Annotated in this window: 22 protein-coding genes; 6 read left to right on the plus strand and 16 right to left on the minus strand. The window is 69.1% G+C overall.

What is annotated here, in order from left to right:
- Positions 1–276 precede the first annotated feature (276 nt).
- The 6 genes from AC07X5_RS24620 to AC07X5_RS24645 are packed head-to-tail and all read right to left on the minus strand — an operon-like array spanning position 277 to position 7,979.
- Positions 277–1,371 (minus strand): lipocalin-like domain-containing protein, encoded by a 1,095-nt coding sequence (locus AC07X5_RS24620; RefSeq protein ID WP_494772343.1) that lies wholly within the window; start codon positions 1,369–1,371, stop codon positions 277–279.
- A 22-nt stretch (positions 1,372–1,393) separates the two neighbouring features.
- The gene (locus AC07X5_RS24625; RefSeq protein ID WP_494772257.1) at positions 1,394–2,479 is read right to left on the minus strand and encodes a PLP-dependent cysteine synthase family protein; all 1,086 of its coding nucleotides are present in this window, start codon (positions 2,477–2,479) and stop codon (positions 1,394–1,396) included.
- Positions 2,480–2,520: 41 nt separating this feature from the next.
- Positions 2,521–5,112, minus strand: coding sequence for an FtsX-like permease family protein (locus tag AC07X5_RS24630; RefSeq protein WP_494772258.1), 2,592 nt, complete (start codon positions 5,110–5,112; stop codon positions 2,521–2,523).
- A gap of 14 nt (positions 5,113–5,126) precedes the next feature.
- The gene (locus AC07X5_RS24635; protein ID WP_494772259.1) at positions 5,127–5,783 is read right to left on the minus strand and encodes an ABC transporter ATP-binding protein; all 657 of its coding nucleotides are present in this window, start codon (positions 5,781–5,783) and stop codon (positions 5,127–5,129) included.
- Complete coding sequence (gene miaA / locus AC07X5_RS24640; RefSeq protein ID WP_494772260.1) at positions 5,780–6,751, minus strand: tRNA (adenosine(37)-N6)-dimethylallyltransferase MiaA; 972 nt, start codon at positions 6,749–6,751, stop codon at positions 5,780–5,782. Before miaA ends, AC07X5_RS24635 begins: the two co-directional genes overlap by 4 nt.
- Positions 6,738–7,979 carry a multidrug effflux MFS transporter gene (locus tag AC07X5_RS24645; RefSeq protein WP_494772261.1) on the minus strand — a complete coding sequence of 414 codons (1,242 nt, stop codon included), beginning with the start codon at positions 7,977–7,979 and terminating at the stop codon, positions 6,738–6,740. The genes miaA and AC07X5_RS24645 overlap by 14 nt, the downstream gene beginning before the upstream one ends.
- A 153-nt stretch (positions 7,980–8,132) precedes the next feature.
- On the opposite strand from AC07X5_RS24645, the gene AC07X5_RS24650 reads away from it, so the two are divergent.
- Positions 8,133–9,506, plus strand: coding sequence for a serine hydrolase domain-containing protein (locus AC07X5_RS24650; protein WP_494772262.1), 1,374 nt, complete (start codon positions 8,133–8,135; stop codon positions 9,504–9,506).
- On the opposite strand, the gene AC07X5_RS24655 is transcribed toward AC07X5_RS24650, so the two are convergent.
- Together AC07X5_RS24655 and gdhA are read right to left on the minus strand one after the other, a co-directional pair.
- Positions 9,466–10,377, minus strand: a complete 912-nt coding sequence (locus tag AC07X5_RS24655; RefSeq protein ID WP_409956066.1) for an alpha/beta hydrolase — start codon at positions 10,375–10,377, stop codon at positions 9,466–9,468. The genes AC07X5_RS24650 and AC07X5_RS24655 overlap by 41 nt on opposite strands.
- A gap of 139 nt (positions 10,378–10,516) precedes the next feature.
- On the minus strand, positions 10,517–11,860 hold the full coding sequence (gene gdhA / locus AC07X5_RS24660; protein WP_409956065.1) for an NADP-specific glutamate dehydrogenase: 1,344 nt from the start codon (positions 11,858–11,860) through the stop codon (positions 10,517–10,519).
- Positions 11,861–12,116: 256 nt separating this feature from the next.
- On the opposite strand from gdhA, the gene AC07X5_RS24665 reads away from it, so the two are divergent.
- The gene (locus AC07X5_RS24665) at positions 12,117–13,286 is read left to right on the plus strand and encodes a glycerophosphodiester phosphodiesterase (RefSeq protein ID WP_494772263.1); all 1,170 of its coding nucleotides are present in this window, start codon (positions 12,117–12,119) and stop codon (positions 13,284–13,286) included.
- A 176-nt stretch (positions 13,287–13,462) separates the two neighbouring features.
- Here the strand turns inward: AC07X5_RS24665 and AC07X5_RS24670 are convergent, their stop codons facing one another.
- Entirely contained in the window at positions 13,463–14,113 is a 651-nt protein-coding gene (locus AC07X5_RS24670) for a PA4824 family protein (protein ID WP_494772264.1), read from the minus strand.
- Between the two features lie 145 nt (positions 14,114–14,258).
- Positions 14,259–16,262 (minus strand): DNA mismatch repair endonuclease MutL, encoded by a 2,004-nt coding sequence (mutL, locus tag AC07X5_RS24675; protein ID WP_494772265.1) that lies wholly within the window; start codon positions 16,260–16,262, stop codon positions 14,259–14,261.
- 93 nt (positions 16,263–16,355) lie between these two features.
- Here mutL and AC07X5_RS24680 point away from each other — a divergent pair, with 93 nt between their 5' ends.
- On the plus strand, positions 16,356–17,006 hold the full coding sequence (locus AC07X5_RS24680; RefSeq protein ID WP_494772266.1) for a DedA family protein: 651 nt from the start codon (positions 16,356–16,358) through the stop codon (positions 17,004–17,006).
- A gap of 87 nt (positions 17,007–17,093) precedes the next feature.
- Here the strand turns inward: AC07X5_RS24680 and AC07X5_RS24685 are convergent, their stop codons facing one another.
- The gene (locus AC07X5_RS24685) at positions 17,094–17,336 is read right to left on the minus strand and encodes a YMGG-like glycine zipper-containing protein (RefSeq protein WP_007856567.1); all 243 of its coding nucleotides are present in this window, start codon (positions 17,334–17,336) and stop codon (positions 17,094–17,096) included.
- Positions 17,337–17,617: 281 nt separating this feature from the next.
- Between AC07X5_RS24685 and AC07X5_RS24690 the strand changes: the two genes are divergently transcribed.
- Positions 17,618–19,204: a methyl-accepting chemotaxis protein gene (locus AC07X5_RS24690; protein WP_494772267.1), complete on the plus strand. Its 1,587-nt coding sequence runs from the start codon at positions 17,618–17,620 to the stop codon at positions 19,202–19,204.
- 9 nt (positions 19,205–19,213) lie between these two features.
- On the opposite strand, the gene AC07X5_RS24695 is transcribed toward AC07X5_RS24690, so the two are convergent.
- The 3 genes from AC07X5_RS24695 to tsaE form a co-directional block, all read right to left on the minus strand.
- On the minus strand, positions 19,214–19,546 hold the full coding sequence (locus AC07X5_RS24695; RefSeq protein WP_494772268.1) for a cupin domain-containing protein: 333 nt from the start codon (positions 19,544–19,546) through the stop codon (positions 19,214–19,216).
- Between the two features lie 106 nt (positions 19,547–19,652).
- Positions 19,653–21,107 (minus strand): N-acetylmuramoyl-L-alanine amidase, encoded by a 1,455-nt coding sequence (locus AC07X5_RS24700; protein WP_494772269.1) that lies wholly within the window; start codon positions 21,105–21,107, stop codon positions 19,653–19,655.
- A gap of 4 nt (positions 21,108–21,111) precedes the next feature.
- Positions 21,112–21,651 (minus strand): tRNA (adenosine(37)-N6)-threonylcarbamoyltransferase complex ATPase subunit type 1 TsaE, encoded by a 540-nt coding sequence (gene tsaE, locus AC07X5_RS24705; RefSeq protein WP_494772270.1) that lies wholly within the window; start codon positions 21,649–21,651, stop codon positions 21,112–21,114.
- Positions 21,652–21,663: 12 nt separating this feature from the next.
- On the opposite strand from tsaE, the gene queG reads away from it, so the two are divergent.
- Complete coding sequence (queG, locus tag AC07X5_RS24710; protein WP_494772271.1) at positions 21,664–22,746, plus strand: tRNA epoxyqueuosine(34) reductase QueG; 1,083 nt, start codon at positions 21,664–21,666, stop codon at positions 22,744–22,746.
- On the opposite strand, the gene AC07X5_RS24715 is transcribed toward queG, so the two are convergent.
- Complete coding sequence (locus AC07X5_RS24715) at positions 22,695–23,294, minus strand: arylesterase (RefSeq protein WP_409960495.1); 600 nt, start codon at positions 23,292–23,294, stop codon at positions 22,695–22,697. The two genes, queG and AC07X5_RS24715, sit on opposite strands and share 52 nt — an antisense overlap.
- 56 nt (positions 23,295–23,350) lie before the next feature.
- Positions 23,351–24,259 (minus strand): AEC family transporter, encoded by a 909-nt coding sequence (locus tag AC07X5_RS24720; protein ID WP_494772272.1) that lies wholly within the window; start codon positions 24,257–24,259, stop codon positions 23,351–23,353.
- A 122-nt stretch (positions 24,260–24,381) separates the two neighbouring features.
- Here AC07X5_RS24720 and AC07X5_RS24725 point away from each other — a divergent pair, with 122 nt between their 5' ends.
- A complete protein-coding gene (locus AC07X5_RS24725; protein ID WP_494772273.1) occupies positions 24,382–25,344 on the plus strand; it encodes a tripartite tricarboxylate transporter substrate binding protein BugE in 963 nt (320 codons plus the stop codon).
- Positions 25,345–25,413: the final 69 nt, after the last annotated feature.

A 25,413-nucleotide genomic window follows, 5' to 3' on the forward strand; every position in this document is an offset into this window, starting at 1 on the left:
GAGCTGCCTCGCAGAGGCAGCGCAGGGAGTTCTTCGGCGTCACCCCAGGACCGAGCATCGCAGGCTGCCCCCTCGCCGCCGGCGAGGGGGACACGGGCAGCGGGGTCGTCTTTTCTTGGCCTACCTTCTTTTGACGAAGCAAAAGAAGGTAGGTGCGCCGCCGGGCGCGCATCCCGGCTCCCGCCCTCAACCGAGGCATGCTGTGAGCACCGAGCACCGAGCACCGAGCACCGAGCACCGAGCACCGAGCACCGAGCACCGAGCACCGAGCACCGATTAGAGCTTCAACGCCTTCGCATACCCCGTCATCTCCAGATACCCCTTCCCCACCACCCGGCCATCCCGCACCAGCTCCGACAGGCCCTCCCAGTAGATCGCTCCGGTAGACCCACTGCTGTCCAGCTCCTGGTCATCCAGCAAACTGCGCACAACGAAAACACCCACCGGCGTCTGCACCCGCCACTGCACCGGATACTTCGCCCCGCTGTGTGGACTGCTCCACTCTCGCTCGGGAGTGAACACCACTTCGCCAGCGCCAAAGATGCGCGCAGCAACTTGCCCTGGCGGGCGGAAGGAACCGCCCGCCCACAACGCCGACCCATCCGCACGCCGCAGCCGAAACGCCGTGAGCGCGCTGCCATCGAGCAGGTTCATTCCGATCCAGTCCCAGCCCCGCGCCTCGGGGTGCATCAGCGCCTCGCTCCACTCATGGTCCATCCAGGCGCGGCCGCTGCCGGGATCGATGGCCAAGCGCTTGCCATCGAGCACGATGGCACCACTGACTGCCAGCTGCGGCTGGCTGTAGTAGTAGCTGGCCTGGGTGCTCTCGGGGCCCTTGCGTGACAGGCCTTCGCGGCCCTGCAGCAGCAGCGGCTGGGTGGCGCCGAACTGCAGTTGCAGGCCAAAGTGCTCGCCCTGGATACGGGTGGTGTAGCGGCCGCCTGGGCCATCGGGCAGATCGCTGCGCACCAGGCTCCAGTCCTGCAGGCGGATCGCTGTGTCGGCCTCGCTGGCCTGGGCTACGCCAAAGCCTGCGCGCGCGATGCGCTGGTCGTGGTGCAGTCTGCGGCCCTGCAGGTCGGTCAGTGCCGCATGGGCGAACAGCAGTTGCTTCGCAGCGAAGGCCGATTGGATGCCCTGTGCAGCATCCACGCGCGAGCGGAAAAACGTGACCTGGAAGCCCCAGTCCTGTGCGCCCGCCCGCGCATGGCCGGTGATGTACCACCACTCGGTGCGCAGCCCGGGGTGACTGCCATGGTCGCGCGGAAATGCCAGCACGCGAGGGGGCAGGGCATGGGCCATGCCGTGCCAGCCGGTCGCGCCCGCCATGCCCAGCATGAGTGCGCTGCGGCGCGAGAAGGCGGCTGGCATTGCGGGCGTAGTATTGCTCACGTCAATCCATCAAGGTCCGCACCTTGCGCTGGGCCTCGGTGCAGTCGCCGAAGTTCGTGGCCACCCATTCCGCGTTGAAGTAGGTGGGCAAATAGCGCTCGCCCGCATCGCACAGCAGCGAGAGGATGGAGCCCTGCTCGCCACGCGCGCGCATCTCGCTCGCCAACCTGAGCATGGCCACGAAGTTGGTGCCGGTGGAGGGCCCCACGCGCCGCCCGAGCAACTGCGACAGTGCATGCATGGCGGCCACAGACTCCACGTCGGCCACTTCCTCCATGCGCTCCACCAGGGTGCGGATGAAGCTCGGTTCCACGCGCGGGCGGCCGATGCCTTCGATGCGCGAGCCGGGCGCGGTCAGCGTGGCATCGCCCGTGCGGTGGTAGGCGCTGAACACCGAGCCGGCCGGGTCGGCCACGCAGACCTCGGTGGTGTGCTGCATGTAGCGCAGGTAGCGGCCGATGGTGGCGCTGGTGCCGCCCGTGCCCGCACCCACCACGATCCAGCGCGGCACGGGGTGCGGCTCGCGCGCCATCTGGGTGAACATGCTTTCGGCGATATTGTTGTTGCCGCGCCAGTCGGTGGCGCGCTCGGCGTACGTGAACTGGTCCATGTAGTGGCCGCCGGTCTGCTCGGCGATGGCGCGGGCCTCGGCGTACACCTGACCGGCGCTCTCCACCAAGTGGCAGCGCCCGCCGTGGAACTCGATCTGCGCAATCTTCTCGGGCGAGGTGCTGCGCGGCATCACGGCCACGAAGGGCAGGCCCAGCAGGCGCGCGAAATAGGCCTCGCTCACGGCAGTGGAGCCGCTCGACGATTCGACCACGGTCGAGCCCTCGCTGATCCAGCCATTGCACAGCGCATACAGGAACAGCGAGCGTGCCAGCCGGTGCTTCAGGCTGCCCGTGGGATGGGTGGACTCGTCCTTGAGGTACAGGTCGATGCCGTGCGCGGCATAGGACGGCAGACGCAGTGGAATGAGGTGCGTGTCGGCGCTGCGCTGGTAGTCGGCTTCGATGCGCGCGACGGCGTTGTGCAGCCAGGTGCCGGCCTGCACGGAAGGGGGATGGGTCTTGTGGACAGCGGTCATGGGGGGATTGTCTCGCAGTGCATACCGCTGCCGCACAGGGCTTACCAGTCTTCCTTCACGGCCATCACCGCATCGCGCCCGGCCGCCGCGCGCCCAGCCAGCCAGGCCGTCACCGTGCCCGAGACCACCACGGCCGCGCACAGCACCGCCAGGCGCCAGCCGGGGACGCGCAGGTCCATGGTCCAGTGAAAGCTCTGCGGGTTCACCACATGCACCAGCACCACCGACACGGCCAGACCCAGCAGCACGCCGGCGAGCGCGCCCACGCCGGTCCAGGCCGCGCCCTCGGCCGCGACCACGCCCAGGATCTGGCGCCGTGTGAGGCCCAGGTGCGCGAGCAGCCCGAACTCCTTGCGCCGCGCCAGCACCTGGGCGCTGAAGCTCGCCGCCACGCCGAACAGCCCGATGCCGATGGCCACCGCCTGCAGCCAGTAGGTGACCGCGAAGCTGCGGTCAAAGATGTGCAGCGAGCGCTCGCGGATCGCGGTGGCGGACATGAATTCCAACGGCAGCTCGCCTGCGCCTCGGGCCGCTGCCAGATCGCGGATGGCCTGCTGCAGCGCGGCCAGGTCGGCCCCCTCGCGCGGCCACAGCGCCAGGTCGCTGGTACGCGCATCGCCCGTGAGAAGCAGGTAGTCTGAGCGGTCCAGCGCCACCGCGCCCGACTGGCGCGCATAGTCGCGCCAGACCCCGGCGATGAAAAAGCGCGGGGCTTCGGCCGGGGTGCCGAAGGCCCGCGACAGTCCATCCCATTGCATGCCCGGGGCCAGTCCATACAGGTCCACCACGGCCTCGCTGATGTAGATGCCGATGCTGCCCGCAGGCACCGGCAGGGCCGTGCCCACCAATGGCAACTGGCGCGCCGGGTCGGCGCCCAGCGGGCGGCTGATCAGCATGAGCGCGGGGCGCGAGGGGTCGAGCTGCAGCGCGCTGGCGCGCAGCGGCTGCACCCGCTCGATGCCGGGCAAAGCGGCCACGGCCTCGGCAAAGCCGGCGGGCAGCAGGGCGGCTTCGCTGCCCGGCCCGCCCAGGGCCGAGCGCACGTAGAGCGGCGAGGGCAGCACCCCATCGAGCCACTGCGCGACCGAGCCGCGAAAGCTCGACACCATCACCGTCAGCGCCACGGCCAGGCTCAGGCTGGCCACCACCCCGCCCACGGCAATGGCGGCGCTGCCGCGCATGCGGCGCGCACGCTCCAGCGCCAGCAGGGGCAGGGCATGCCGGGCGGCCAGGGGCTGCAGCCGCGCCAGCAGCGCCGCCATGCCGCGCGGCAGCAGGGCGATGCCGCCGACCAGCAGCAGGGCAATGGCGCCATAGGCGGCCAGCGGAATGCCGGCCACGGGCGGCGCAAACGACAGCACCGCCCCAGCGGCCACCAGGGCCAGGCCCACCGTGCCCCGGTCGGCCCGGGCGCTGGCACTGCCCAGGCCTTTCAAGGTTTGCGCCGGGGGCAGGGTCTGTGCGGAACGTGCGGGCCACCAGCCACCGGCCAGTGCGGCGGCGATGCCCAGCGCCCCGTAGATGGCGGCCGCTGGGGCGCTCCACTGCAGCGCCGGCTGCACGCCCGCGAAATAGCCGCCCCCCAGGTCCCCACCCAGCAGTCGCAGTGCCGTGGCGGCCAGGCCCGTGCCCAGCGCGATGCCCGCCACGCTGCCCACCAGGCCCAGCACGGCCGATTCGGTCAGCACCAGGGCCAGGCGCTGGCGCGGCGTGGCCCCCAGCACGGCCAGCAGCGCGAACTGCGGCCCGCGCTGCGCCACGCTGAGCGCCAGCACCGAGAACACCAGGAAGGCCCCCGTGAACAGCGCCACCAGCGCCAGCACCGTAAGGTTGACGCGGTAGGCGCGCGACAGGTTGCTGATGCGCTGCGCTGCATCGCCCGGCTCGGCCAGCAGGGCCTGGGCGGGCCAGCCGGGCAGGGCGCGCAGGCTCTGTGCAAACGCCTGGCGGTCGGTGCCGGTCTGCAGTTGCAGATCGATGCGGCTCAGTTGTCCGGCGCGCCCGAACAGGTCCTGCGCGGCGCCGATGTCCATCACCGCCAGCGGCGCGCCGCCTGCGCCCACCGTGCCCGCCACACGCACCGGCAGGCGCTGCTGACCCGTGTGCAGCGTGATCTGCGGCAAAGGCGCTGCAGCGTCGGTGGGGGCCATGGACAGGCCCAGCGCCTGCAAGGCCGAGGGGTTCAGGAACACGGTGGCCGGTGAAAAAAGTGCAAACCGGTCCGCCTGCGGCCAGGCGCGCGGCATGAGCGCCGGCGCCACGGCCGGCAGCAGCAGCGCATCGGCCCCCAGCACGCGCAGCGGCACGCGCGCGGCCTGCGCGCCCAAGGCACCGGCCGGCGCCGCCACGGCCGACAGCTCCAGCACCGGGCTGGCACGCGCCACCTGGGGGTGCGTCGCCAGGCGCTCATAAAGCGCTTCGTCCAGGCTGCCCTGCATGGCCCGCAGCTCCAGGTCGGGCTGGCCGTTGACGGCGCGCACCGCCTGCGAGAACTCGTCCAGCGCCGAGGCATTGATCACATGCACCGCAAACGCCAGCGCCACCCCCAGCATCACCGCCGCCATGGCCGCCAAGCTGCGCCAGGGGTGGTGGCGCAGGTCCTGCCAGGAAAAGGTGCGCAGCAGGGCAAACATGGCGCGGGGCATATTCAGCCCGCGCCGATGCCGCCGCTGGTGAGGCGCAACACCCGGTCGGCGCGTGCGGCCGCCGCGTCCGAGTGCGTGACCAGCACCAGCGAGGCGCCGTGCCCGCGCGTCTGCGCGAGCAGCAGGTCCATCACGCGGGCGGCGGTGGTGGGGTCGAGGTTACCGGTGGGCTCGTCGGCCAGCAACAGGGCAGGGCGGTGCACCAGGGCGCGGGCAATGGCCACCCGCTGCAGCTGGCCGCCGCTGAGCTGCTGGGGCAGGCGCGCGCCCAGGCCTTCGAGCCCCACGGCCGTGAGCATCTGCAGCACGCGCGCGGGTTCGTTCTGGCCGAGCAACATCAGCGGCAGGGCCACGTTCTGCGCCACGTCCAGGTGCGGCAGCACATGGAAGGCCTGGAACACGAAGCCCACCTGCGCACGCCGCCACAGCGCGCGCGCCGTGTCGTCCAGTGTGCCCAGATCGGTGCTGCCGTGCGTGATGCGCCCGGTGTCCCAGGTATCCAGGCCCGCCAGGCAGTTGAGCAGCGTGGACTTGCCCACGCCCGAGTCGCCCACGATGGCCACAAACTCGCCGGGCTGCACGGTAAAGTCGACGCCAGCGAACACCGTGGCCTCGCCATAGTGCTTGCCCAGGCCTCTGACGCTGAGGGGCGCGGTCATGGCGCGGCGGCATCCAGCCGTGCCAGCACGGCGTGCACCAGTGCGGCCGTGGCATCGGACCGGTCGCAGGCAATGGCCTGGCGCGCGGGCATGCTGCGCAGCCAGGTGATCTGGCGCTTGGCCAGCTGGCGCGTGGCGGCGATGCCGCGTTCGCGCAGGCTGTCCATGGAGAAGCTGCCGTCCAGGCTCTCCCAGGCCTGGCGGTAGCCCACGCAGCGCATGGACGGCAGGTCGGGGTGCAGGTCGCCGCGTGCGCGCAGGGCCTTCACTTCGTCCAGGAAGCCGGCCTGCAGCATGGCATCGAAGCGCTGGGCGATGCGGGCGTGCAGCCAGGCGCGGTCATCGGGTTCCAGGCTGAACAGGGCCGTGCTGGCAGCAGCTGCGCTGGGGGCCCGGTCCTTGGCTGCGTGAAAACTCGACAGCGGTTTGCCAGAGACATGCCAGACCTCCAGCGCGCGCTGGATGCGCTGGCTGTCGGCCGGGGCCAGGCGCGCGGCGGTGGCCGGGTCCACACGCGCGAGTTCGGCATGCAGCGCGGGCCAGCCCTGCTCGGCGGCCTGGGCTTCGAGCCGCTCGCGCACAGCAGGGTCGGCCGCGGGCATGTCGTCGATGCCATCGAACAGCGCCTTGAAGTACAGCATCGTGCCGCCCACCAGTAGCGGCAGCGCGCCGCGTGCGCGGATGTCGGCGATGAGGCGCGTGGCGTCCTGCACGAACTCGGCTGCGCTGTAGGCCTGCAGCGGGTCGCGGATGTCGATCAGGTGGTGCGGCACGGCGGCCAGTTCGTTCGCCGCAGGCTTGGCGGTGCCGATGTCCATACCGCGGTAGACCAGGGCCGAGTCCACGCTGATGATCTCCACCGGAATGCGCGGCGCCAGCACGGCGGCCAGCGCCAGGGCGCCAGCGGTCTTGCCCGAGGCGGTGGGGCCGGCCAGCGCGATGGCTGGAAGGTGCTCAGGCGCGTTCACCCGGGTCTCCGAATTTCTGCACCAGCGTCCACGACAGCAGGGCCAGCACCACCGACCAGAACCAGATGCCGTTGACCAGCGGCCACACCGTGCCATCCAGGCGCAGGCCCAACCAGGCGCCGATGCCGAAGGCCGCCAGCATCATCATGAAGCCATTGAGCGCCGAGGCCACGCCGGCGGCCTGCGGGAACGGGCCCACGGCGCCGCTCTGCCCACAGGGCTGGTGGATGCCATGGGCCAGCATGAACAGCGAAAACGGCAGCAGCAGGGCCACGGGATGGTGCCAGCCCAGGAAGGCGACCAGCGCCATCAGCGTGCCGCCCGCCAGGCTCAGGCCGCCCGCGATGGCCACGGAGCGCTTGAGTCCAAAGCGCGCCAGCAGCCTGCGGCAAAGAAAGGTGCCCGCGAAATAGGCTACGCAGGCCGATGCCATGGCCCCGCCGTACTGCGTGCGCGACAGGCCGAGCATGTCGATGAACACGAACGACGAGGACGCGAGAAAGGTGAACAGCCCGCCGTAGGTGGCCGTGGTCTGCAGCGAGAAGGCCCAGAAGGTCGGGGTGCGCAGCACGTGCAGCCAGGTGGCCAGCAGGGTCCCGGGCTGCAGCGCACGCGGGTTGCGGTGCACCAGGGTCTCGGGCAGGCGCAAGGCCACCAGGGCCAGCGTGGCCACGGCATACACCGTGAGGGCTGAGAGCGAGGCACGCCAGCCCAGCCACTCGGCCAACAGGCCGCCCAGCGGTGCGCAGATGCAGGCCACGAAGCCCAGGCCGGTGAGCGCCTTGGACATGGCACGCGCGCCCTCCAGCGGGGTGTACAGGTCGCGCACGATGGCGCGTGCGCACATCACCACCGAGCCCATGGCCGCGCCCTGGGCGATGCGCCACACGATCAGCAGCGACATGCTGGGCGCCAGCGCGCTGCCGATGGATGCCACGGTGTAGATGGACAGCCCCACCAGCAGGATGGGGCGGCGGCCGAAGCGGTCCGACAGCGGGCCCCAGACCAGCTGCGAAGAGCCGAAGGCCAGCAGCAGGCCGCTGAGCGTGAGCTGGGCCGCGGACACGGGCGCGCCCAGGCTGCGTGTGAGTGCCGGCAGTGCCGGCAGGTACAGGTCGGTGGTGACGGGCTGGATGCTCAGCAGCGCGGCCAGGATCAGGATGGCGAGCGCCGGTGCGATGGCAGCAGGCGCGGCCATGCGGCCGGCGGTGGCAGAAGGAGCGGACATATCTGTCCGAGCGTACCAGAAGGGGCGGGGAAACCCGGGTATGGCGGCTTCACGTCGCCTGCACGACATTGGGACGCCAAGGGCCGCCCTACAGTGCATTGCGGCGCCTGGCGCGGCGCCCGCAGCACCACCACAACAACAGGAGACAAGCGCATGCACCACCACTGCAACCCCGGCCGCCTGGCCCGGATACTGCCTTCCCGCTCACCGAGCCTGCCGACCTCCCTGGCCCGTGCGGCACTGGCGCTGGTGCTGGGAGGCGTCCTCGCGGCTGGCGCGCACGCTCAGGCCCCAGCGGCCCCGGCCCTGCCACCGCCCGAATCGGTCACGCTCGACAAGCTCGGCTACATGGGCACCTTCCCGCCCGAAGGTGCCCAGCGCGTGGACCTGAGCAACTCCTACAAGTACCCGCAGATGCGCTGGGCGCTTCAGCACCTGCGCGAGCTGCAGCCCACGCGCAACATCCGCCGGGGTGCAGCCCCCGCATCGGCCCTGCCGGCCGATCCGCGCCCGCTGGGTGCGTTCTCGTTTGAGGATGACAAGGACCAGCCCATCACGGTGGACCAGTGGCTCACCCGCACCTACACGGATGCCATCGTCGTGCTGCACAAGGGCAAGGTGGTCTACGAGCGCTACGACAACCAGATGAAGCCCTGGACGCCGCACCTGTTGTTTTCGGTCACCAAGTCCTTCACCGGCTTGATGGCCGCGCAGCTCGCGCATGAGGGCAGGATCGACCCCGACGCGCTGGTCACCAAGTACGTGCCCGAGCTGGCCGATTCGGCCTGGGGCGACATGAAGGTGCGCGAGGTCATGGACATGACCGGGGCCGTGCGTTTCCGCGAGGTCTACACCGACCCCACCACCGAGATATTCGGCTACAGCTGGGCCAGTGGCATGCTGCCGCGCCCGCCGGGCTACCAGGGGCCCACCACCATCTACGACTTCCTCAAGACCCTGAAGAAGGAGGGCGAGCACGGCGAGGGTTTTGTCTACCGCACCGTGCATTCCGAAGTGCTGGGCTGGATCGTCTCGCGCGCCACGGGCAGGCACTGGGCCGAGCTCATGGGCGAGAACATCTGGCAAAAGCTGGGCATGGAGGAGGACGCCCACGTGATGGTGGACAGCGTGGGCACGCCGCTGCAGGGCGCTGGCCTGAACGCCACGGCGCGCGATCTGGCGCGCTTTGGCGAAATGCTGCGCCAGGGCGGTACCTTCAACGGCCAGAAGGTCTTCGACAAGGCCGTGATCGACGACACGGCCAAGGGCGGCGATCGCACGAAGTTCCAGTTCCGCGGCATCCAGACCGCTCGGCCCGGCTACAGCTACCGCAACCAGTGGTGGGTGCTGCACAACGCCGATGGCGCCTACGAGGCCTCCGGCATCCACGGGCAGATGGTCCACGTGAACCCGGCCGCGGAGATGGTGGTCGTCAAGCTCTCCTCGCACCCCGTGGCCAGCGCGGCGGCCACGCATGCGCTCACGCTCAAGGCGTGGTCGGCGCTGGCGCAGGCCGTTCGGCGTTGAGGCCCACGATGGGCGCGGGGTCGCCCTCGTAACCGGGGGGCGAGAGCCGGAACAGCGAGACCAGGGCCTCGCGGTAGAGGTCCATGCCGACGTCGTTGGTGTTGTGGTGCGAACCACCCTCCACCAGCACGAAGCGCTTGGGCTCCTGGGCAGCGTCGTAGAGTTTGCGCCCCAGCGTGGGGGCGATCAGGCTGTCCTTGCTGCCGTGCACCACCAGCAGGGGCGAGCCGATCTCGGCCACCTTGCGCACCGACTCGAAGCGCTGGGTGATCAGCGCCGACACCGGCAGCCAGCCCCACTTGAAGGTGCTGATCACTTCGGCAATGCTGGTGAAGGTGCCCTCCACCATCACGCCCTTCTCGTCCTTGACCTCGCGCGCCAGGTCGATGGCGATGGCGCCGCCCAGCGAGTGGCCGAAGAGGTAGCGTGGTGCCGTGGGATGGCGCGCGGCCAGCCAGTCCCAGGCGGCGCGTGCATCCTCGGCGGCCATGGCCTCCGAGGGCAGGCCGGCGCTGCTCTGGCCGAAGCCGCGGTAGTCGATGGCCAGCACCGAGAATCCCAGTGCCTGCATGCGCCGGATGCGCGGGGACGAGCCGGCCACGTTCCAGCGCGCACCATGCAGGTACAGCAGCACCGGCGCATCGGCGCGCTCGGCGGGCATCCACAGCCCGTGCAGGCGCTCGGCCTTGGCCGTGGTGCGGGATTCGAAGTCGATCCACACGTCCTGCATGCCCTCGGTGATGCCCGTGCTGCCCCAACTGCGGTTGCTGGGCTGGAAGATCCATTCGCGCTGCTTGGCATCCAGGGTCGAGCAGCCGGCACTGACCGCCAGGGCCAGGGCCAGGGAAAGCAGGAGGGCGGTACGCTTCATGGCAGGAACTGAGTCGCGTGCGTGTAGGAAAGTTCTGCTTTTCGATGCATACAACGTGCCTGTTACGCAAAAGGGAGGCCCTGCCTCCCTTTTGTTACCTATTTCCCGCTTTCGGCGGGATTTTGGCTGCTTTTGCCGGTCAGACCACGCCCTGCGCGAGCATGGCATCGGCCACCTTCACGAAGCCCGCTACGTTGGCGCCGTCCACATAGCTCACGCTGCCATCGGCGCGTTGGCCGTAGCGCAGGCAGGCGGCGTGGATGCCCTGCATGATCTGCAGCAGGCGGGCATCGACTTCCTCGCGCGGCCAGGACAGGCGGGCCGCGTTCTGGCTCATCTCCAGGCCCGAAGTGGCCACGCCCCCCGCGTTGCTGGCCTTGCCGGGCGCATACAGCACACCTGCTGCCTCGAAGGCCTTGGCCGCTTCGATGGTCGAAGGCATGTTGGCACCCTCGGCCACACAGACCACGCCGTTTCGGATCAGCACGGCTGCGTCGTCGGCATCGAGTTCGTTCTGCGTGGCGCAGGGCAGGGCCACGTCCACCGGCACATGCCAGGGGCGCTTGCCGGCCTCGAACTTCGCACCCGTGCGTGCGGCGTAGTCGGCCACGCGGCCGTAGTGGTGGTTCTTCACGTCCATCAGGATGGCCAGCTTCTCGGTCGTGAAACCCTCTTCGTCGATGATGGTGCCGCTGGAGTCGGACACCGTGACCACCTTGGCCCCGAGTTCCATCGCCTTTTCCACCGCGTACTGCGCCACGTTGCCCGAGCCGGACACCGACACGCGCAGGCCGTCGAAGCTGTGGCCGCGCTGCTTGAGCATCTCGGCTGCGAAGTACACCGTGCCGTAGCCGGTGGCTTCGGGGCGGATCAGCGAGCCGCCGAAGGACAGGCCCTTGCCCGTGAACACGCAGTCCGCCCGGTTGCTGAGCTTCTTCATCATGCCGGCCATGAAGCCCACCTCGCGCCCGCCCACGCCGATGTCACCGGCCGGCACGTCCGTGTCCGCCCCCACGTGGCGGAACAGCTCAGAGACAAAAGCCTGGCAGAAGCGCATCACCTCGCCGGGGCTCTTGCCCTTGGGGTCGAAGTCCGAGCCGCCCTTGCCGCCGCCCATGGGCAGGGTGGTCAGCGCGTTCTTGAAGGTCTGCTCGAACGCCAGGAACTTGAGCACCGACAGGTTCACCGAGGGGTGAAAGCGCAGGCCCCCTTTGTACGGGCCGATGGCCATGCTGTGCTGGATGCGGTAACCGCGGTTCACCTGCACGCTGCCATGGTCGTCCACCCAGGAGACGCGGAACATCACCACGCGCTCGGGTTCCACCAGGCGGTCCAGCAGGCCATGTTCGGCATAACGCGGGTGCTTCTGGATGAAGGGCCAGAGACTTTCCGTGACTTCTGTAACGGCCTGCAAGAACTCGGGTTGATGGGGGTTGCGTTGCGCTACCTGCGCCAGGAAACTGCCTGCGGAGTCGTACTTCATGTCGGAAAAAGGCTTTCTTCAGTCAACAAAGGATGGAAAACGGCCCGGCAAAGGCCCGGACCCGGCTTATGTCAAAAAAGCATGGACCCATGCATTCCAATGCACGATCGTGGGGATTATGACGCCTGTATTGCACCAAATTGATGCGTTAGGGTGATGTGTCGCAGGATTAATTCCCGCTTTTGGGGCGTCATGTACATGTCACACGCCGACCCCACAGTTCGGCGATTCCAATTCACAAACGAGGAGAAGACGAATGCACATCAATGGTTCGAAGGCCGTTCCCCTGGCCGTGTTGGCTGCCCTGGCGCTCACCGCCTGCGGTGGTGACGACGAGTCCAAGTACCCCACGCTCAACGGCGCGACGCCCCTGGTGGTCGGCCACCGCGGTGCCAGCGGCTACCTGCCCGAGCACACGCTGGAGAGCTACCGCCGCGCCATCGAGCTGGGTGCCGACTTCGTCGAACCCGACCTCGTCGCCACCAAGGACGGCGTGCTGATCGCGCGCCACGAGCCCAATATCACGGCCACCACCGACGTCTCGCAGCGCCCCGAGTTCGCCAGCCGCAAGACCGAGAAGACCGTGGACGGCGTCAAGGAACAAGGCTGGTTCGCCAGCGACTTCACCCTGGCCGAGATCAAGACCCTGCGCGCCGTCCAGCCCATGGCGGACCGCGACCAGTCGAACAATGGCAAGTTCCAGATCCCCACCTACGAGGAGATCATCGAACTGGCCAAGACCGAAGGCGCCAAGGCCGGCCGCACGGTGGGCGTGTACACCGAGACCAAGCACCCCACCTACCACGTGGGCCTGAACCTGGCGCTTGAAGACCGCCTGCTGGCCATCCTGGCCAAGAACGGCTACACGGCCAAGAACTCGCCGGTCATCATCCAGTCCTTCGAGGTCGCGAACCTCAAGTACCTGCGCAGCAAGTCCCAGGTGCGCCTGGTGCAGCTGGTGGACGCCGACGACGTGAAGGCCGACGGCAGCATGTCGCTGGTGGCTCCGTACGACAAGCCGTACGACTTCGCCGTGGCCGGCGATGCCCGCACCTTCGCCAGCCTGCTGACCCCGGCCGGCCTGAAGGAAGTGAAGACCTACGCCGACGGCATCGGCCCCTGGAAGCCTTATCTGATCCCATCGAAGCAGGTGGACGCCAACAACGACGGCAAGGCCGACGACCTGAACGGCGACGGCATCATCGACAACCGCGACCGCGTGATGATGCCCCCCACCGACGTGGTGAAGAACGCGCATGCCGAAGGCCTGTTCGTGCACCCCTATACCTTCCGCAGCGAGCCCAAGCAGCTCGCATCGGACTTCAAGGGCGACCCCAAGGCCGAGTACAAGCTGTTCTTCAACCTGGGCGTGGACGGCCTGTTCAGCGACTTCCCCGACCAGGCAAAAGCCGCTCGCGATCATTGAGCCCCCCTGAGGCGCTGCGCGCCATCCCCCCCCAAAGGGGGGGCGCTCCCAGCGCGGCGGGGGCGGCCCTTGCGCGGGAGCGCTGGCCTTTGGCAGCGCCAGTTTTTTCGGCGTTGCTCCTTGCGATCGCTTTCGGCCCCCTTGGGGCCGATTTCTTTTTCAGCCGGAAAGCCGTCTCAGAAGCCGCGCCGGATACCCGCGCTCAGCAGCGTGCGGCCCTGCTGCCGCCCGATGCTGCCATCGACTTGCCACTGGGGCGTCCATTCCCAGCGGGCGCCGGTCTGGAAGGTGGGGGCGCTGCCGCGCTGGCCGAAGGCTTCGGCGTGCACGGTGACGGGGCCGAAGGCGCGTTCCACGGCAAATCCCCAGGCGGGGGCCCAGTGCCGTTCGGGCATGCGCAGGGCGCCCAGGTTGGCGTGCAAGGCCCCCCACGGGGTGGCGCAGGTGCCTACCAGGGTCAGCGCCAGGGTGTTGTGGGCCGTGTGGCGGGTGTGCACCACGCCGACGCTGCTGGCCGCGTTGCAGCCTTCGTCCCGGGACGGGCTCCACAGCCATTTGGCCTGCAGGCCGTGCAGGGTGGTCCGGGCCCCGTGGTCACGGGCCAGTACCGCACCCAGCTCCATCCCTTGCCACGGCGAATAGGCCGGGGCCAGGTAGCTGGTGCCCCGAGCTCCACGGGCACCTTCCCACCAGGCCTCCAGTTGGCCTTGCCCGGTGTCTGCCACGCCCGCATCGTCCACGCTCATCGGGCGGCCTGCCTGGGCTGGCAGCGCCACCGCCAAAGCCACTGCGGCGCCCAGCCACCTGGGTGTGGAGGAGGTCGCCATGGGGGACGAGGGGGAACGTTCGAGGAGCATGGGAAGTTGGCTGGGGATGTGCTGCAACAGGCACTCCGTGGCAGGGGTTCTCAGCATAGCGCCGTCCTGTGACGGTGCACAGGCAAGGCCCTCGTCCGCAGGAGACTGGTACGGTTCAGCGCCCGCGCAGGAACAGCGCGTCCAGTTCGCGCATGGACAGCTGGCGCCAGGTGGGGCGGCCATGGTTGCACTGGTCGGAGCGGTCCGTGGTCTCCATCTGGCGCAGCAGGGCGTTCATCTCGTCGAGGGTGAGCCGGCGGTTGGCGCGCACCGCGCCATGGCAGGCCATGGTGCCCAGGATCTCGTTGCGTGCGCGCTGTACCACCGTGGTGGCGTCGTGCGCGGCCAGCTCGGCCAGCACGCTGCGCGCCAGTTCCACCGGGTCGCCCTGGGCCAGCGTGGTGGGCACGGCGCGCACAGCCAGGGTCTTGGGCGAGAAGGGCACGACCTCCAGGCCCAGCATGTCCAGCACCTCCACCGAGGCCTCGGCCGTGGCCACCTCTTCGGGCGTGGCCGCGAAGGTGGCGGGGATCAAGAGGGGCTGGCTGGCGATGCGCGCGCCGCTGTCCACCTGGGACTTGAGGCGCTCATAGACGATGCGCTCGTGCGCGGCATGCATGTCCACGATGACCATGCCCTGGGCGTTCTCGGCCAGGATGTAGACGCCATGGATCTGGGCCACCGCGCGGCCCAGGGGCCAGGCGATTTCCTGGCCGTCGCGGCCGGTGGGCAGGGGCGCATCGCCCGCGCTGCGCTGAATGGCCGGTGCAGGCGGCACCACCGGGGCATAGGCGACCTGCGTGGCCACCGTGCCGTCGGTGCTCCGGGCGTCCACGGGTGCGGTGCTTGCCCCCCAGGTGGCCGCTGCGGCCGGCGCCGGCGCGGAAGCCGGCCCCCACAGGGCCTGCAGGTCCGATACCTTGTTGCCCACGGGCTCGTCAAAACGCATGGCCGACTGGGCGCGCCAGTCGGGCAGCGGCGACCTGGCCAGGGTGAAGGGGGCCGGTTCGGTGGCCGCAGGGGGCGTTTCTGCAGCCAGGGCTGCAGCGGCCAGCGCGGCGGCGCGCGGTGCGGCCAGCGCATTCTCCACCGCATGGCGCACGGCCTGGTGCACCTCGCGGCTGTCGCGAAAGCGCACCTCGATCTTGGTCGGGTGCACGTTCACGTCCACGCGCGCAGGGTCGATCTCCACGTACAGCGCATACACCGGTTGCTTGTGGCCGTGCAGCACGTCTTCGTAGGCGCTGCGGGCCGCGTGGGTGAGCACCTTGTCGCGCACGAAGCGGCCGTTCACATAGCAGTACTGGTGGTCGGCGCGCGAGCGTGCGGCATCGGGCAGGCCGGCGCGGCCGGTCACGGTGACCGGGCCCGCGCGGTGGTGCACGGCCACCGATTCGGTGACGAAATCCTCGCCCAACACATCGGACAGGCGGCGCGCCAGCGCATCCTGCGCATCGCCCTGGCCGGGAACGAAGGTGGCGCGCCACTGCTCCACCAGCTTGCCATCGTGCCAGATGGCAAAGCCCACATCGGGCCGCGCCAGCGCATGGCGGCGCACGGACTCGATGCAGTGCGCGAGTTCGGTGGCGTCGGTCTTCAAAAACTTGCGCCGCGCCGGGGTGGAGAAGAACAGTTCCTTGACCTCCACCGTGGTGCCCGTGGCGCGGGCCGCAGGGCGCAACTCGCCGCTGCGCGCGTCGAGCAGGAAGGCCGTGGCCTGGCTGGCCGGGCGCGACAGCAGCGACATCTCGGACACCGAGGCCACGGCGGCCAGGGCCTCGCCGCGAAAGCCCATGGTGGCCACCGTCTCCAGGTCGGTGAGGTTGGTGATCTTGCTCGTGGCGTGGCGGCGCAGGGCCACGGGCAACTCGTCCTGCGGAATGCCGCCACCATCGTCCTCCACCGTGATCAGGCGCACGCCACCGGCCGACAGGCGCACGGTGATCTGGCTGGCGCCGGCATCCAGGGCGTTGTCCACCAGCTCGCGCACCACGGAGGCGGGGCGCTCGACCACCTCGCCGGCGGCGATCTGGCTGATCAGTTCGTCGGGCAGGTCGCGGATCGGGCGGCGGGCAGGGAGGGTGCCAGCGGTGGAGGTGGGAAGGGGGATGGAGCTCACCAGGGCATTTTAGGGTGCGCTCGCGTGGGGGATTGGCGGCGCTGGCAAATGTCCCATGGGGATAATGCGCGCTGCTTTCAACCGCCCTGACCCATGGAACTCTTCACTTTCCTGATCGACTTCATCCTGCACGTGGACAAGTACCTCGAGATGTTCGTGCAGAACTACGGGCCCTGGGTCTATGCACTGCTGTTCGTCATCGTCTTCGTCGAGACCGGCGTGGTCGTCATGCCCTTCCTGCCCGGGGATTCGCTGATGTTCATCGTCGGCGCGCTGTGCGGTGCGGGGCTCATGAACTTTCCCCTGGCCTGCACGGTGCTCATCGTGGCGGCCATCCTGGGCGACCAGTGCAACTACTCCATCGGCCGCTACTTCGGGCCCAAGGTGTTCCAGTGGGAGAACTCACGCTGGTTCAACCGCCGCGCCTTCGACCAGGCGCATGCCTTCTACGAGCGCTATGGCGGCATCACCATCGTGATCGCGCGCTTCATGCCCTTCATCCGCACCTTCGCCCCCTTCGTGGCCGGCGTGGCTGAGATGTCGCGCGCCAAGTTCACGGCCTACAACGTGGGCGGCGCGCTGCTGTGGGTGCTGGGCATCGCCACGGCGGGCTACTTCTTCGGCAACTTCGCCTGGGTCAAGGAAAACCTGGACAAGATCATCTGGGCCATGATCTTCATCCCCGGCCTCATCGCCATCTTCGGTGCCTGGCGCGCCGGGCGCAAGGCCAAGGCCCTGGCCTGACCCCGCGGGCCCGAATGGCAAAGCGCCGCCCATCGCGAGATGGCGGCGCTTTTTTCATGGCCGCGGTGAGGCGGCGATGAGTGCGGCTTAACGGCGATAGCGGCGTTGGTCGCGGTCCTCGCCGATTTCGTGGCCCACCAGGGCACCGGCCGCAGCGCCGCCGATGGTACCCACAGGGCCGCCGAAGATGGCGTTACCGGCGGCACCGCCGACCACGGCACCGACGCCGGTACCGACTTGAGCGTTGGTGGGGTTGGAGGCGCAACCACCCATGGCCAGTGCGGCGGTGGCGGATGCGGCGACAAGAAGTGTACGGAGCGTGGTGGTCATGGCAAGAGTCCTTTGCGGTTGGTGGATCAGGCCTTGAGGCTCTGAAGCCCGGAGGCAGCAGGGTTTCGACCTGTGCCTCTAATGTCCCGCGCCAGCCGTTTTTGCGGTGTAGGTACGCGGGGGCAGCGGCTGTAGGACCCTGTCCGGGCGCCCTGTCCCGGCAAATCGTGGTGCGAAGCACTTGCTGATGGTGAACGGTGCCTTGGGAGGGTTATGCTGTGTTCGTTCCAGCCGCAGCTTGCGCCGCAGGCGGGGCAATAAAAAAGACACGGAGACACACCATGACCACCCTTGCACTTCCATCACCCCGCAGCGACAACAGCACCTCGGGGGGACAACTGACCGTGGCCCAGCAGATCGGCCTGGTGGTGGCCCTGGCGGCTGCCGTGCTCATCGTCGTGCTGGCGCTCAGCCTGGTGCGCGTGCAGCACCTGGGCGCCACGGTGGACCACCTGGCCAGCGAGCAGGTGGAGCGCCTGCAACTGGCGCTGCGCTGGCGCAGCAACATCGCGGTCAATTCCACGCGCGTGTTCTCGGTCGTGCAGTCCGAGGGCGACGACCTGCAGAACTTCTTCAAGGATCTGATCGCGGCGACCACGGCCGATACCTCGCAGGTGCAAAAGCGCTACACCGAACTGGAGAGCAGCCCCGAGGGGCTGCGCATCCAGGAAGAATTGGCCACGGTGCGCAAGCCCTACCTGGAAACACGCGACAAGGCCCTGGCCCTCAAGAAGGCGGGCGACATGGCGGCCGCCAAGGCGTTCGCCCTGTCCACCTTCGTCCCGGTGGTCAACCAGTACAACGCGGTGGCCGACAAGATGGTGGCCTACCAGGTCCAGCGCTCGGCCGACCAGGCTGCCGAAGCGGCGGGCCTGATCCGCTCGTACCGGACCACGGTGCTGGTGGCTGGCGTGGCGGGTCTGGCGCTGCTGATGCTGCTGTCCTGGGTGGTGGTGCGGCGCATCCGCGCTTCGTTGCATGGGGTGGCGGTGGTGGCGCGCAACATCGGCGAGGGCGACCTGTCGCAGCACATCGCCGTGCAGGGCCGTGGCGAGGTGGCCGAGATGATGCAGGCCATGCAGCACATGCAGACCTCGCTGGTGCGCATCGTGGGTGCGGTGCGCCAGAGCAGCGACTCCATCGCCACGGGCTCCAGCGAGATCGCCATGGGCAACGCCGACCTGAGCCAGCGCACCGAGGAGCAGGCGAGCAACCTGGAGGAAACGGCCGCCTCGATGGAAGAGATCACCAGCACCGTGAAGAACAATGCCGACACTGCGCGCAAGGCGGCCGCGCTGGCCGGCACCGCGTCGCAGGCGGCGGTCAAGGGGGGCGAGGTGGTGGGCCAGGTCGTGGCCACCATGCAGGACATCTCGGCCGCGTCGAAGAAGATCACCGACATCATCGGCGTGATCGATGGCATCGCCTTCCAGACCAACATCCTGGCGCTGAATGCAGCCGTGGAAGCAGCCCGCGCCGGCGAGCAGGGCCGGGGCTTTGCCGTGGTGGCCAGCGAGGTGCGCAGCCTGGCCGGCCGCAGCGCCGAGGCGGCCAAGGAGATCAAGGGCTTGATCGGTGCCAGCGCCGAACGCGTGGACAACGGCACCCGGCTCGTGGCCGATGCGGGCTCCAGCATGGAAGACATCGTCAACCAGGTCAAGCGCGTGAACGAACTGATCGCCGAGATCTCCAGCGCCACGGGCGAGCAGACCATCGGCATCGGCCAGGTCGGCGAGGCCGTGACCCAGCTCGACCAGGTGACACAGCAGAATGCCGCGCTGGTAGAGCAGAGCGCCGCCGCGGCCGACAGCCTCAAGCACCAGGCCGCGCGCCTGGCGGAGATCGTCAGCGTATTTCGCCTGGCGTAGCCCCTGGGATCATCCCGGAAGCAGGCAGATCGTCAGCAGCAGCGACGAATCCTTGACGGCCTTGAGCGCGTGCGGCGAGCGCGGTGCCAGGTGCACGAAGTCACCGGGCTGCAGCAGTTGCACCGATTCGCCGGCATGGAACTCCACCGCGCCCTCCAGGCATTGCACAGTGGCTTCGCCCGGGGTCTGGTGCTCGCGCATGGCCTTGCCTGCGGGCAGCACCACGCGCATCACTTCCAACTGGCCGGCCTTGAGGATGGCCGAGGTGGTGGCGCCGGCCAGTTGCGCGCCCAGGGGGCGCACGCTGGCCACTTCGCCGGATTGTGCGTGGGGCAGTGCCATGGTTCTTCTCCTTCACCGGAGTCGTGGATCGTTGGCTCCCACTGTGCCTGTGAAGGGCCGAGGAAGCAAGCCACACCCCTGTGGAGGGCGTGCCGGCCTACACCGGTTATACCGAGCGGCTGCGTGCCAGCGGTGGGTTCTTGGCAAAGTAGCGCGTGATGCCGCGCATCAGTGCATCGGCCAGTTGCACCTGGTAGGCGGGGCTGCGCAGCTTGGCCTCTTCCTCGGGGTTGCTGATGAAGGCGGTCTCCACCAGCACGCTCGGGATGTCGGGCGCCTTGAGCACGGCAAAACCGGCCTGTTCCACGCGCGGCTTGTGCAGCTTGGCCATGTTGCCGATCTCGCCCAGCAGCACACTGCCGAGCTTCAGGCTGTCGTTGATCTGCGCCGTGGTGCTCATGTCCAGCAGCATGCGCTGCACGTGGCGGTCCTGGCTCTGCACGTTCAGGCCGCCCACCAGGTCGGCCTGGTTCTCCTTGTTGGCCAGCCAGCGCGCGGCCGTGCTCGAAGCGCCGCTCTGGCTCAGCGCAAAAACGCTGGCGCCGCGCGCCGCCGGCGTGGTGAAGGCATCGGCGTGGATGCTCACGAACAGGTCGGCCTGCACGCGGCGTGCCTTCTCGACGCGCGTGCCCAGAGGCACGAAGAAGTCGCCATCGCGCGTGAGGAATGCGCGCATCGGGTTGCCGCCCACGGTGGTGGCGTTGATGCGGTCGCGCAGCAGGTGGGCCACACGCAGCACCACGTCCTTCTCGCGCGTGCCGCCGGGGCCGATGGCGCCGGGGTCCTCGCCGCCGTGGCCGGGGTCCAGCGCGACGATGATGATGCGGTCGGTCTGCGTCGCCGTGGCCTTGTTGTTGCCCCCGCCCCGGGCCGGCGGTGCGGCCGCGACGGCGGGTGGTGCAGGCGCCGGGTCGGGCGGCGCGACCGGCGCCTGGGGGGGCGGCCGGTTGGCGTGCTGGGCAATCAGGTCGCCCAGCGGGTCGCTCTCGGCCGAGGGGGGCGCTGGCGTGGGGACCGGAGGGCGCGTGGGGGCGGCTGCAACCGCGGCGGCGGGAGCGCGGCCACCCGAGGTCTCGCGCAAGCGCTCGGCGATCAGGGCCTCCAGCGGGTCCACCGGCGCAGCCGGGTACAGGTCGAACACCAGGCGGTGCTGGTAGGCGGCCACCGGGGGCAGGGTGAACACCTGGGGCATGGCTGGCTGTTTCAGGTCCACCACCAGGCGCACCACGTTGGGCGCGTTCTGCCCCACGCGGATGCCGGCGATGTTGGGGTCGTCGGGCTTGACCTTGGCCACCAGCTCGCGCAGCTCGGGGCTCAGGTCGATGCCTTCGATGTCCACCGCCAGGCGCGGCGGCGTGGTCACGAAGAACTGCTTGGCCGTGAGCTTGCCATCGGACTCGATGGTCACGCGCGTGTATTCGGGTGCGGGCCAGACGCGCACCGCCAGGATGGTGGCGCCGCGGACAATTTCCTGCGTACCCAGCAACAGCACCAGGCTGCCCGCCTGCAGCAGGCTGCGGCGGGACGGTGGGCGGGGCGCCGGGTGGGAGGGCAGCGTCATTCGTTCAGAGTCCTTGCAGCAGCCGTTGGCCGGCGGCGGTATTGGCGTGCACGGTCACTTGCCTTTCGGTGTCGTCAATTGCTTCAATGTGTATAGCAAGGTCGGCAGGCGGGGTGAGCGCTGCGGCCTTTTCCGGCCATTCTGCCACCTTGAGGCCCGGGTTGGCAAAAATGTCCCTGAATCCGGCGTCTTCCCACTCGCGCGGATCGTCGAAGCGATAGAAGTCGAAGTGCCAGACGGTGGTGGCGTGCGGTGCCAGGCCCGGGGCCTCGTGCGGCTCCACCACGGCGTAGGTGGGGCTCTTGATGCGGCCCTGCACGCCCAGGGCGCGCAGCAGGTGGCGTACCAGGGTGGTCTTGCCCGCGCCCAGGTCGCCGTGCAGGGTGAGGAAGGCCTGGGCCAGCAGCTGCGGCTGGGCGGACAGCGCCTGCGCGAAGGCGGCGGTGTCGTCCTCACTGTGCCAGAGCCAGGTCCGAGGGCTTTGCCCGGCGGCCGGGACCGCGGGGCTTTCTACAATCTGGCCGGTATGTGGTGCAACAGTCAACTCGTTCCTCAAATGCAGGAGTGGGCCCGCGAGCTGGGATTTTCCCAAATCGGCGTGGCGGGGGTGGATTTGTCGGCCGCCGAAGACGGGTTGATGCAGTGGCTGGCCCAGGGGTTCCATGGCGAGATGCATTACATGGCCAGCCACGGCACGCGCCGCGCGCGCCCTGCCGAGCTCGTGCCCGGCACCGTGAGCGTGATCACCGCACGCATGGATTATCTGCCGCGCGGCAAGGCCATGGAAGGCTGGCAGGAGGCGGAGCTGTCGCGCCTGGCGCGCCCGGGCGAGGGCATCGTCTCGGTCTATGCCCGGGGCCGCGACTACCACAAGGTGCTGCGCGCGCGGCTGCAAAAGCTCAGCGACCGCATCGCCGAGGCCGTCGGCCCGTTCGGCCACCGGGTGTTCACCGACTCGGCCCCGGTGCTGGAGGCCGAGCTGGCCGCGCGCAGCGGCCAGGGCTGGCGCGGCAAGCACACGCTGGTGCTCAACCGCGAGGCGGGCTCGATGTTCTTTTTGGGCGAGATCTACGTGGACATGCCGCTGCCCGAGAGCGCACCCGTCAGCGCGCACTGCGGCAGCTGCAGCGCCTGCATCGCCATCTGCCCCACACAGGCCATCATTGCGCCGCACCGCATCGATGCGCGCCGCTGCATCTCCTACCTGACCATCGAGCATGGCGGCGCCATCCCTCTGGAGTTCCGTGCGGCCATGGGCAACCGCATCTACGGCTGCGACGACTGCCAACTGGCCTGCCCCTGGAATAAATTCGCTCAGGTCAGCCGCCTGCCCGATTTCGACGAGCGCAACGGCCTGTCGGGCCAGCAACTGGTGCATCTGTTCGCCTGGGACGAGGCCACCTTCCTGCGCATGACCGAGGGCGGCCCCATCCGCCGCATCGGCCATGAGCGCTGGCTGCGCAACGTGGCCGTGGCCCTGGGCAATGCGCTGCGGGCGACGGGCGACGAGGCTCTTCGCGCGGCGCTGCAATCGCGCGCTGGCGATGCCAGCCCCCTGGTGCGCGAGCACGTGGCCTGGGGCCTGGCTCAGGCGCCGGCCAGCAGCCCGGTTGCCCTGAGCGTCTCCACCAGCCCCTGAGCGAAGCGCTCGTACCCTGCCGCATTCGCGTGGATCTGGTCGGAGCGCAGCGTGGCGTCGGCCAGCACACCGGACCATCCCTTGCGGTGCAGGGGAATCCTGAGTTCGCTGGCGATCTCTGCGTACATGGCATGGTCGCTCAACTGGCCCAGCGTGGCCATGACCGTGAATTCCGGCACGGCGACCAGCAGCACCTGGGCGCCGGCGGCGCGTGCCAGCTCGCAGATCTGGCGCACATTGGCGCGCGTGGCGCTGGCGCTCTGGCGGCGCAGGAAGTCGTTGCCGCCGATGCCCACGATCACCAGCGCGGGCTGGTGCTGTTGCAGCAGGTCCGGCAGCCGCTGCAGTGCCTGTGCCGAGGTGTCGCCCGAGATGCCGCCGTTGACCACCTTCCACCCGGTCAGGCGCTGCAGCACGGCGGGGTAGGCGCTGTCGGCGGACGCGCCCACACCCGAGGTGAGCGAGTCGCCCAGCGCGAGCACGGTGGCCCCGGACGGGATGGCCTGGGCACGCGGCGGCTTGCGCCCGCAGCCCGCCAGCGGAGCCATGGCGGCCGCCAGCAGGCCGATGGCCAGGAGGTGCCGGCGAGCGAGCGTGGTGGTATTCACCGCAGTACTCCCAGGGCAAAAGGCAGGCTCACCACGCCGAGCACGGTGGACAGCGTCACCAGCCCGGCCACGTAAGGCCCGTTGTAGCCCATGCGCGCGGCCAGCACATAGCAGGTGCTGGCCGTGGGCAGGGCCGAGAAGGCCAGCAGCACCGTGGTCTGCACCGGGTTGAGTGCGAACAGCTTCGCCAGGCCGAACGCGATCACGGGCAGCACCAGGTGGCGGATGGACAGTACCGCCACGCTCAGCGCCTTGCCGCGCGTGAGCATGCCGAACTGCATGCCCGCGCCCGCGGCCATCAGCCCCAGGGCCAGCGAGGCGGCGCTGATGCGTGTGACGGTGGGCTCGATCCAGCCCGGGATGCGAAAGCCCAGCAGGTTGGCCACCAGGCCGGTGACGGTGGCCACGATCAACGGGTTGCGCACCAGCTCGCGCAAAAAGCCGTGCTCGCCCTGCAGCGCCATGGGCCACACGGCGGCCACGTTGAACAGCGGCACGCACACGCCGATCAGCACGGCAATCATCAAGAGGCCCTGGGCGCCCGCGAGCCGCTCGGCAATCGCCAGGCCGATGAAAGAGTTGAAGCGGAACGCGATCTGCGCGCTGGCCGCATGGTCGCGCAGGTCCAGGCGCTTGCCCAGCCAGGGCCAGCGCGGCAGGCTGTATGCCAGTGCGATGCCCGCCACGCCGGTGAGCATGCCGGCCGCGATCAGGCCCGAGGCGGCGCCGATGTCCACCGGGCTCTTGACGATGGACTGGAACAGCAGCACCGGAAACAGCAGGTAGTACACCAGGCTTTCGACCGGCTGCCACACCGAGCGGTTCAGCGGGGTGAAGCGGCACACCAGATAACCGCACAGGATCAAGGAGAAATCGGGGAGCAGGAGCTGGGCATAGTTCACCATTCGAGGATAAACCAAGCTCTGGTGACCTGCGGGTAAGCCCCTATGTGGAATCCATAGGGAGCCAGGGCCCGCATTGCGCATACCATTGCCTACCGCCAAGTAAACCCCAGAAGGAGAAATCAATGCAACGTCGCCAATGGCTCGCGCTGACGCTGGTGGCTGCCGCAGGATCTGCCGCAGCCCAGGGCTATCCCAACAAGGTCATCAAACTGCAGGTGCCCTTTGCCCCCGGTGGCACCACCGACATCATCGCGCGTGTGATCGCCGACCCGCTGGGCAAGGCCCTCGGCCAAAGCGTGATCGTCGAGAACAAGGCCGGTGGCGGCGGCATCGTGGGTGCGGCCGAAACCGCGCGTTCGGCGCCGGACGGCTATACCCTGGGCGTGGCCACGGTGTCCACCACCGCGGCCAACCCGGCCATCAACCCCAAGACGCCGTACAACCCGATCACGGACTTCACGCCCATCACCAACATCGCGGCCACGCCCAACGTCATCGCCGTGCACCCGAGCTTTCCGGCCAAGGACTACAAGGCCTATGTGGCCGAGCTCAAGAAGTCGCCGGGCAAGTACTCGTACTCCTCGTCGGGAACGGGCGGCATCGGCCACCTGCAGATGGAGCTGTACAAGAGCCTGTCGGGCACCTTCGTCACGCACATCCCCTACCGTGGCGCCGGCCCGGCGCTCAACGACACGGTGGCCGGCCAGGTGCCGATGATCTTCGACAACCTGCCCTCGGCACTGCCTTTCATCAAGGAAAACCGGCTGGTGCCCATCGTGGTCGCGGCACCCCAGCGCGTGGCCGGCCTGCCCAATGTGCCGACGTTCAAGGAACTGGGCCTGGAGCCCGTGAACCGCATGGCCTACTACGGCATCGTCGGCCCCAAGGGCCTGCCCAAGGACGTGGTCGACAAGGTCAACGCCGCCGTGCGCAAGGCCCTGGAAGACCCGGCCGTGAAGAAGCGCATCGAGGAAACCGGCTCCATCGTGATCGGCAACACGCCCGAGCAGTTCGCCGAGCAGATCAAGGCCGAGTTCGGTGTCTACAAGGACGTGGTGGCCAAGCAGAAGCTGGCGCTGGAATAAATACGCCAGCGCGGGCCACGCTGTCCACCAGGCCGCCCACGGGCGGCTTTTTTACGTGCTATGGTTTTG

It is taken from the genome of Acidovorax sp. GW458-11-26-14-TSB4, assembly GCF_059423865.1.

Excerpts from the sequence above, each read along its gene's own strand:
- AC07X5_RS24725 (WP_494772273.1), top strand. The coding sequence starts at position 24,382 with ATGCAACGTCGCCAATGGCTCGCGCTGACGCTGGTGGCTGCCGCAGGA.
- AC07X5_RS24630 (WP_494772258.1), bottom strand. The coding sequence starts at position 5,112 with ATGTTTGCCCTGCTGCGCACCTTTTCCTGGCAGGACCTGCGCCACCAC.
- AC07X5_RS24645 (WP_494772261.1), bottom strand. The coding sequence starts at position 7,979 with ATGTCCGCTCCTTCTGCCACCGCCGGCCGCATGGCCGCGCCTGCTGCC.
- AC07X5_RS24685 (WP_007856567.1), bottom strand. The coding sequence starts at position 17,336 with ATGACCACCACGCTCCGTACACTTCTTGTCGCCGCATCCGCCACCGCC.
- AC07X5_RS24665 (WP_494772263.1), top strand. The coding sequence starts at position 12,117 with ATGCACATCAATGGTTCGAAGGCCGTTCCCCTGGCCGTGTTGGCTGCC.
- queG (WP_494772271.1), top strand. The coding sequence starts at position 21,664 with ATGCAGGAGTGGGCCCGCGAGCTGGGATTTTCCCAAATCGGCGTGGCG.
- AC07X5_RS24695 (WP_494772268.1), bottom strand. The coding sequence starts at position 19,546 with ATGGCACTGCCCCACGCACAATCCGGCGAAGTGGCCAGCGTGCGCCCC.
- gdhA (WP_409956065.1), bottom strand. The coding sequence starts at position 11,860 with ATGAAGTACGACTCCGCAGGCAGTTTCCTGGCGCAGGTAGCGCAACGC.
- AC07X5_RS24680 (WP_494772266.1), top strand. The coding sequence starts at position 16,356 with ATGGAACTCTTCACTTTCCTGATCGACTTCATCCTGCACGTGGACAAG.
- AC07X5_RS24690 (WP_494772267.1), top strand. The coding sequence starts at position 17,618 with ATGACCACCCTTGCACTTCCATCACCCCGCAGCGACAACAGCACCTCG.
- AC07X5_RS24670 (WP_494772264.1), bottom strand. The coding sequence starts at position 14,113 with ATGGCGACCTCCTCCACACCCAGGTGGCTGGGCGCCGCAGTGGCTTTG.
- AC07X5_RS24715 (WP_409960495.1), bottom strand. The coding sequence starts at position 23,294 with ATGGCTCCGCTGGCGGGCTGCGGGCGCAAGCCGCCGCGTGCCCAGGCC.
- AC07X5_RS24620 (WP_494772343.1), bottom strand. The coding sequence starts at position 1,371 with ATGCCAGCCGCCTTCTCGCGCCGCAGCGCACTCATGCTGGGCATGGCG.
- AC07X5_RS24720 (WP_494772272.1), bottom strand. The coding sequence starts at position 24,259 with ATGGTGAACTATGCCCAGCTCCTGCTCCCCGATTTCTCCTTGATCCTG.
- AC07X5_RS24625 (WP_494772257.1), bottom strand. The coding sequence starts at position 2,479 with ATGACCGCTGTCCACAAGACCCATCCCCCTTCCGTGCAGGCCGGCACC.
- AC07X5_RS24635 (WP_494772259.1), bottom strand. The coding sequence starts at position 5,783 with ATGACCGCGCCCCTCAGCGTCAGAGGCCTGGGCAAGCACTATGGCGAG.
- AC07X5_RS24655 (WP_409956066.1), bottom strand. The coding sequence starts at position 10,377 with ATGAAGCGTACCGCCCTCCTGCTTTCCCTGGCCCTGGCCCTGGCGGTC.
- AC07X5_RS24650 (WP_494772262.1), top strand. The coding sequence starts at position 8,133 with ATGCACCACCACTGCAACCCCGGCCGCCTGGCCCGGATACTGCCTTCC.
- AC07X5_RS24700 (WP_494772269.1), bottom strand. The coding sequence starts at position 21,107 with ATGACGCTGCCCTCCCACCCGGCGCCCCGCCCACCGTCCCGCCGCAGC.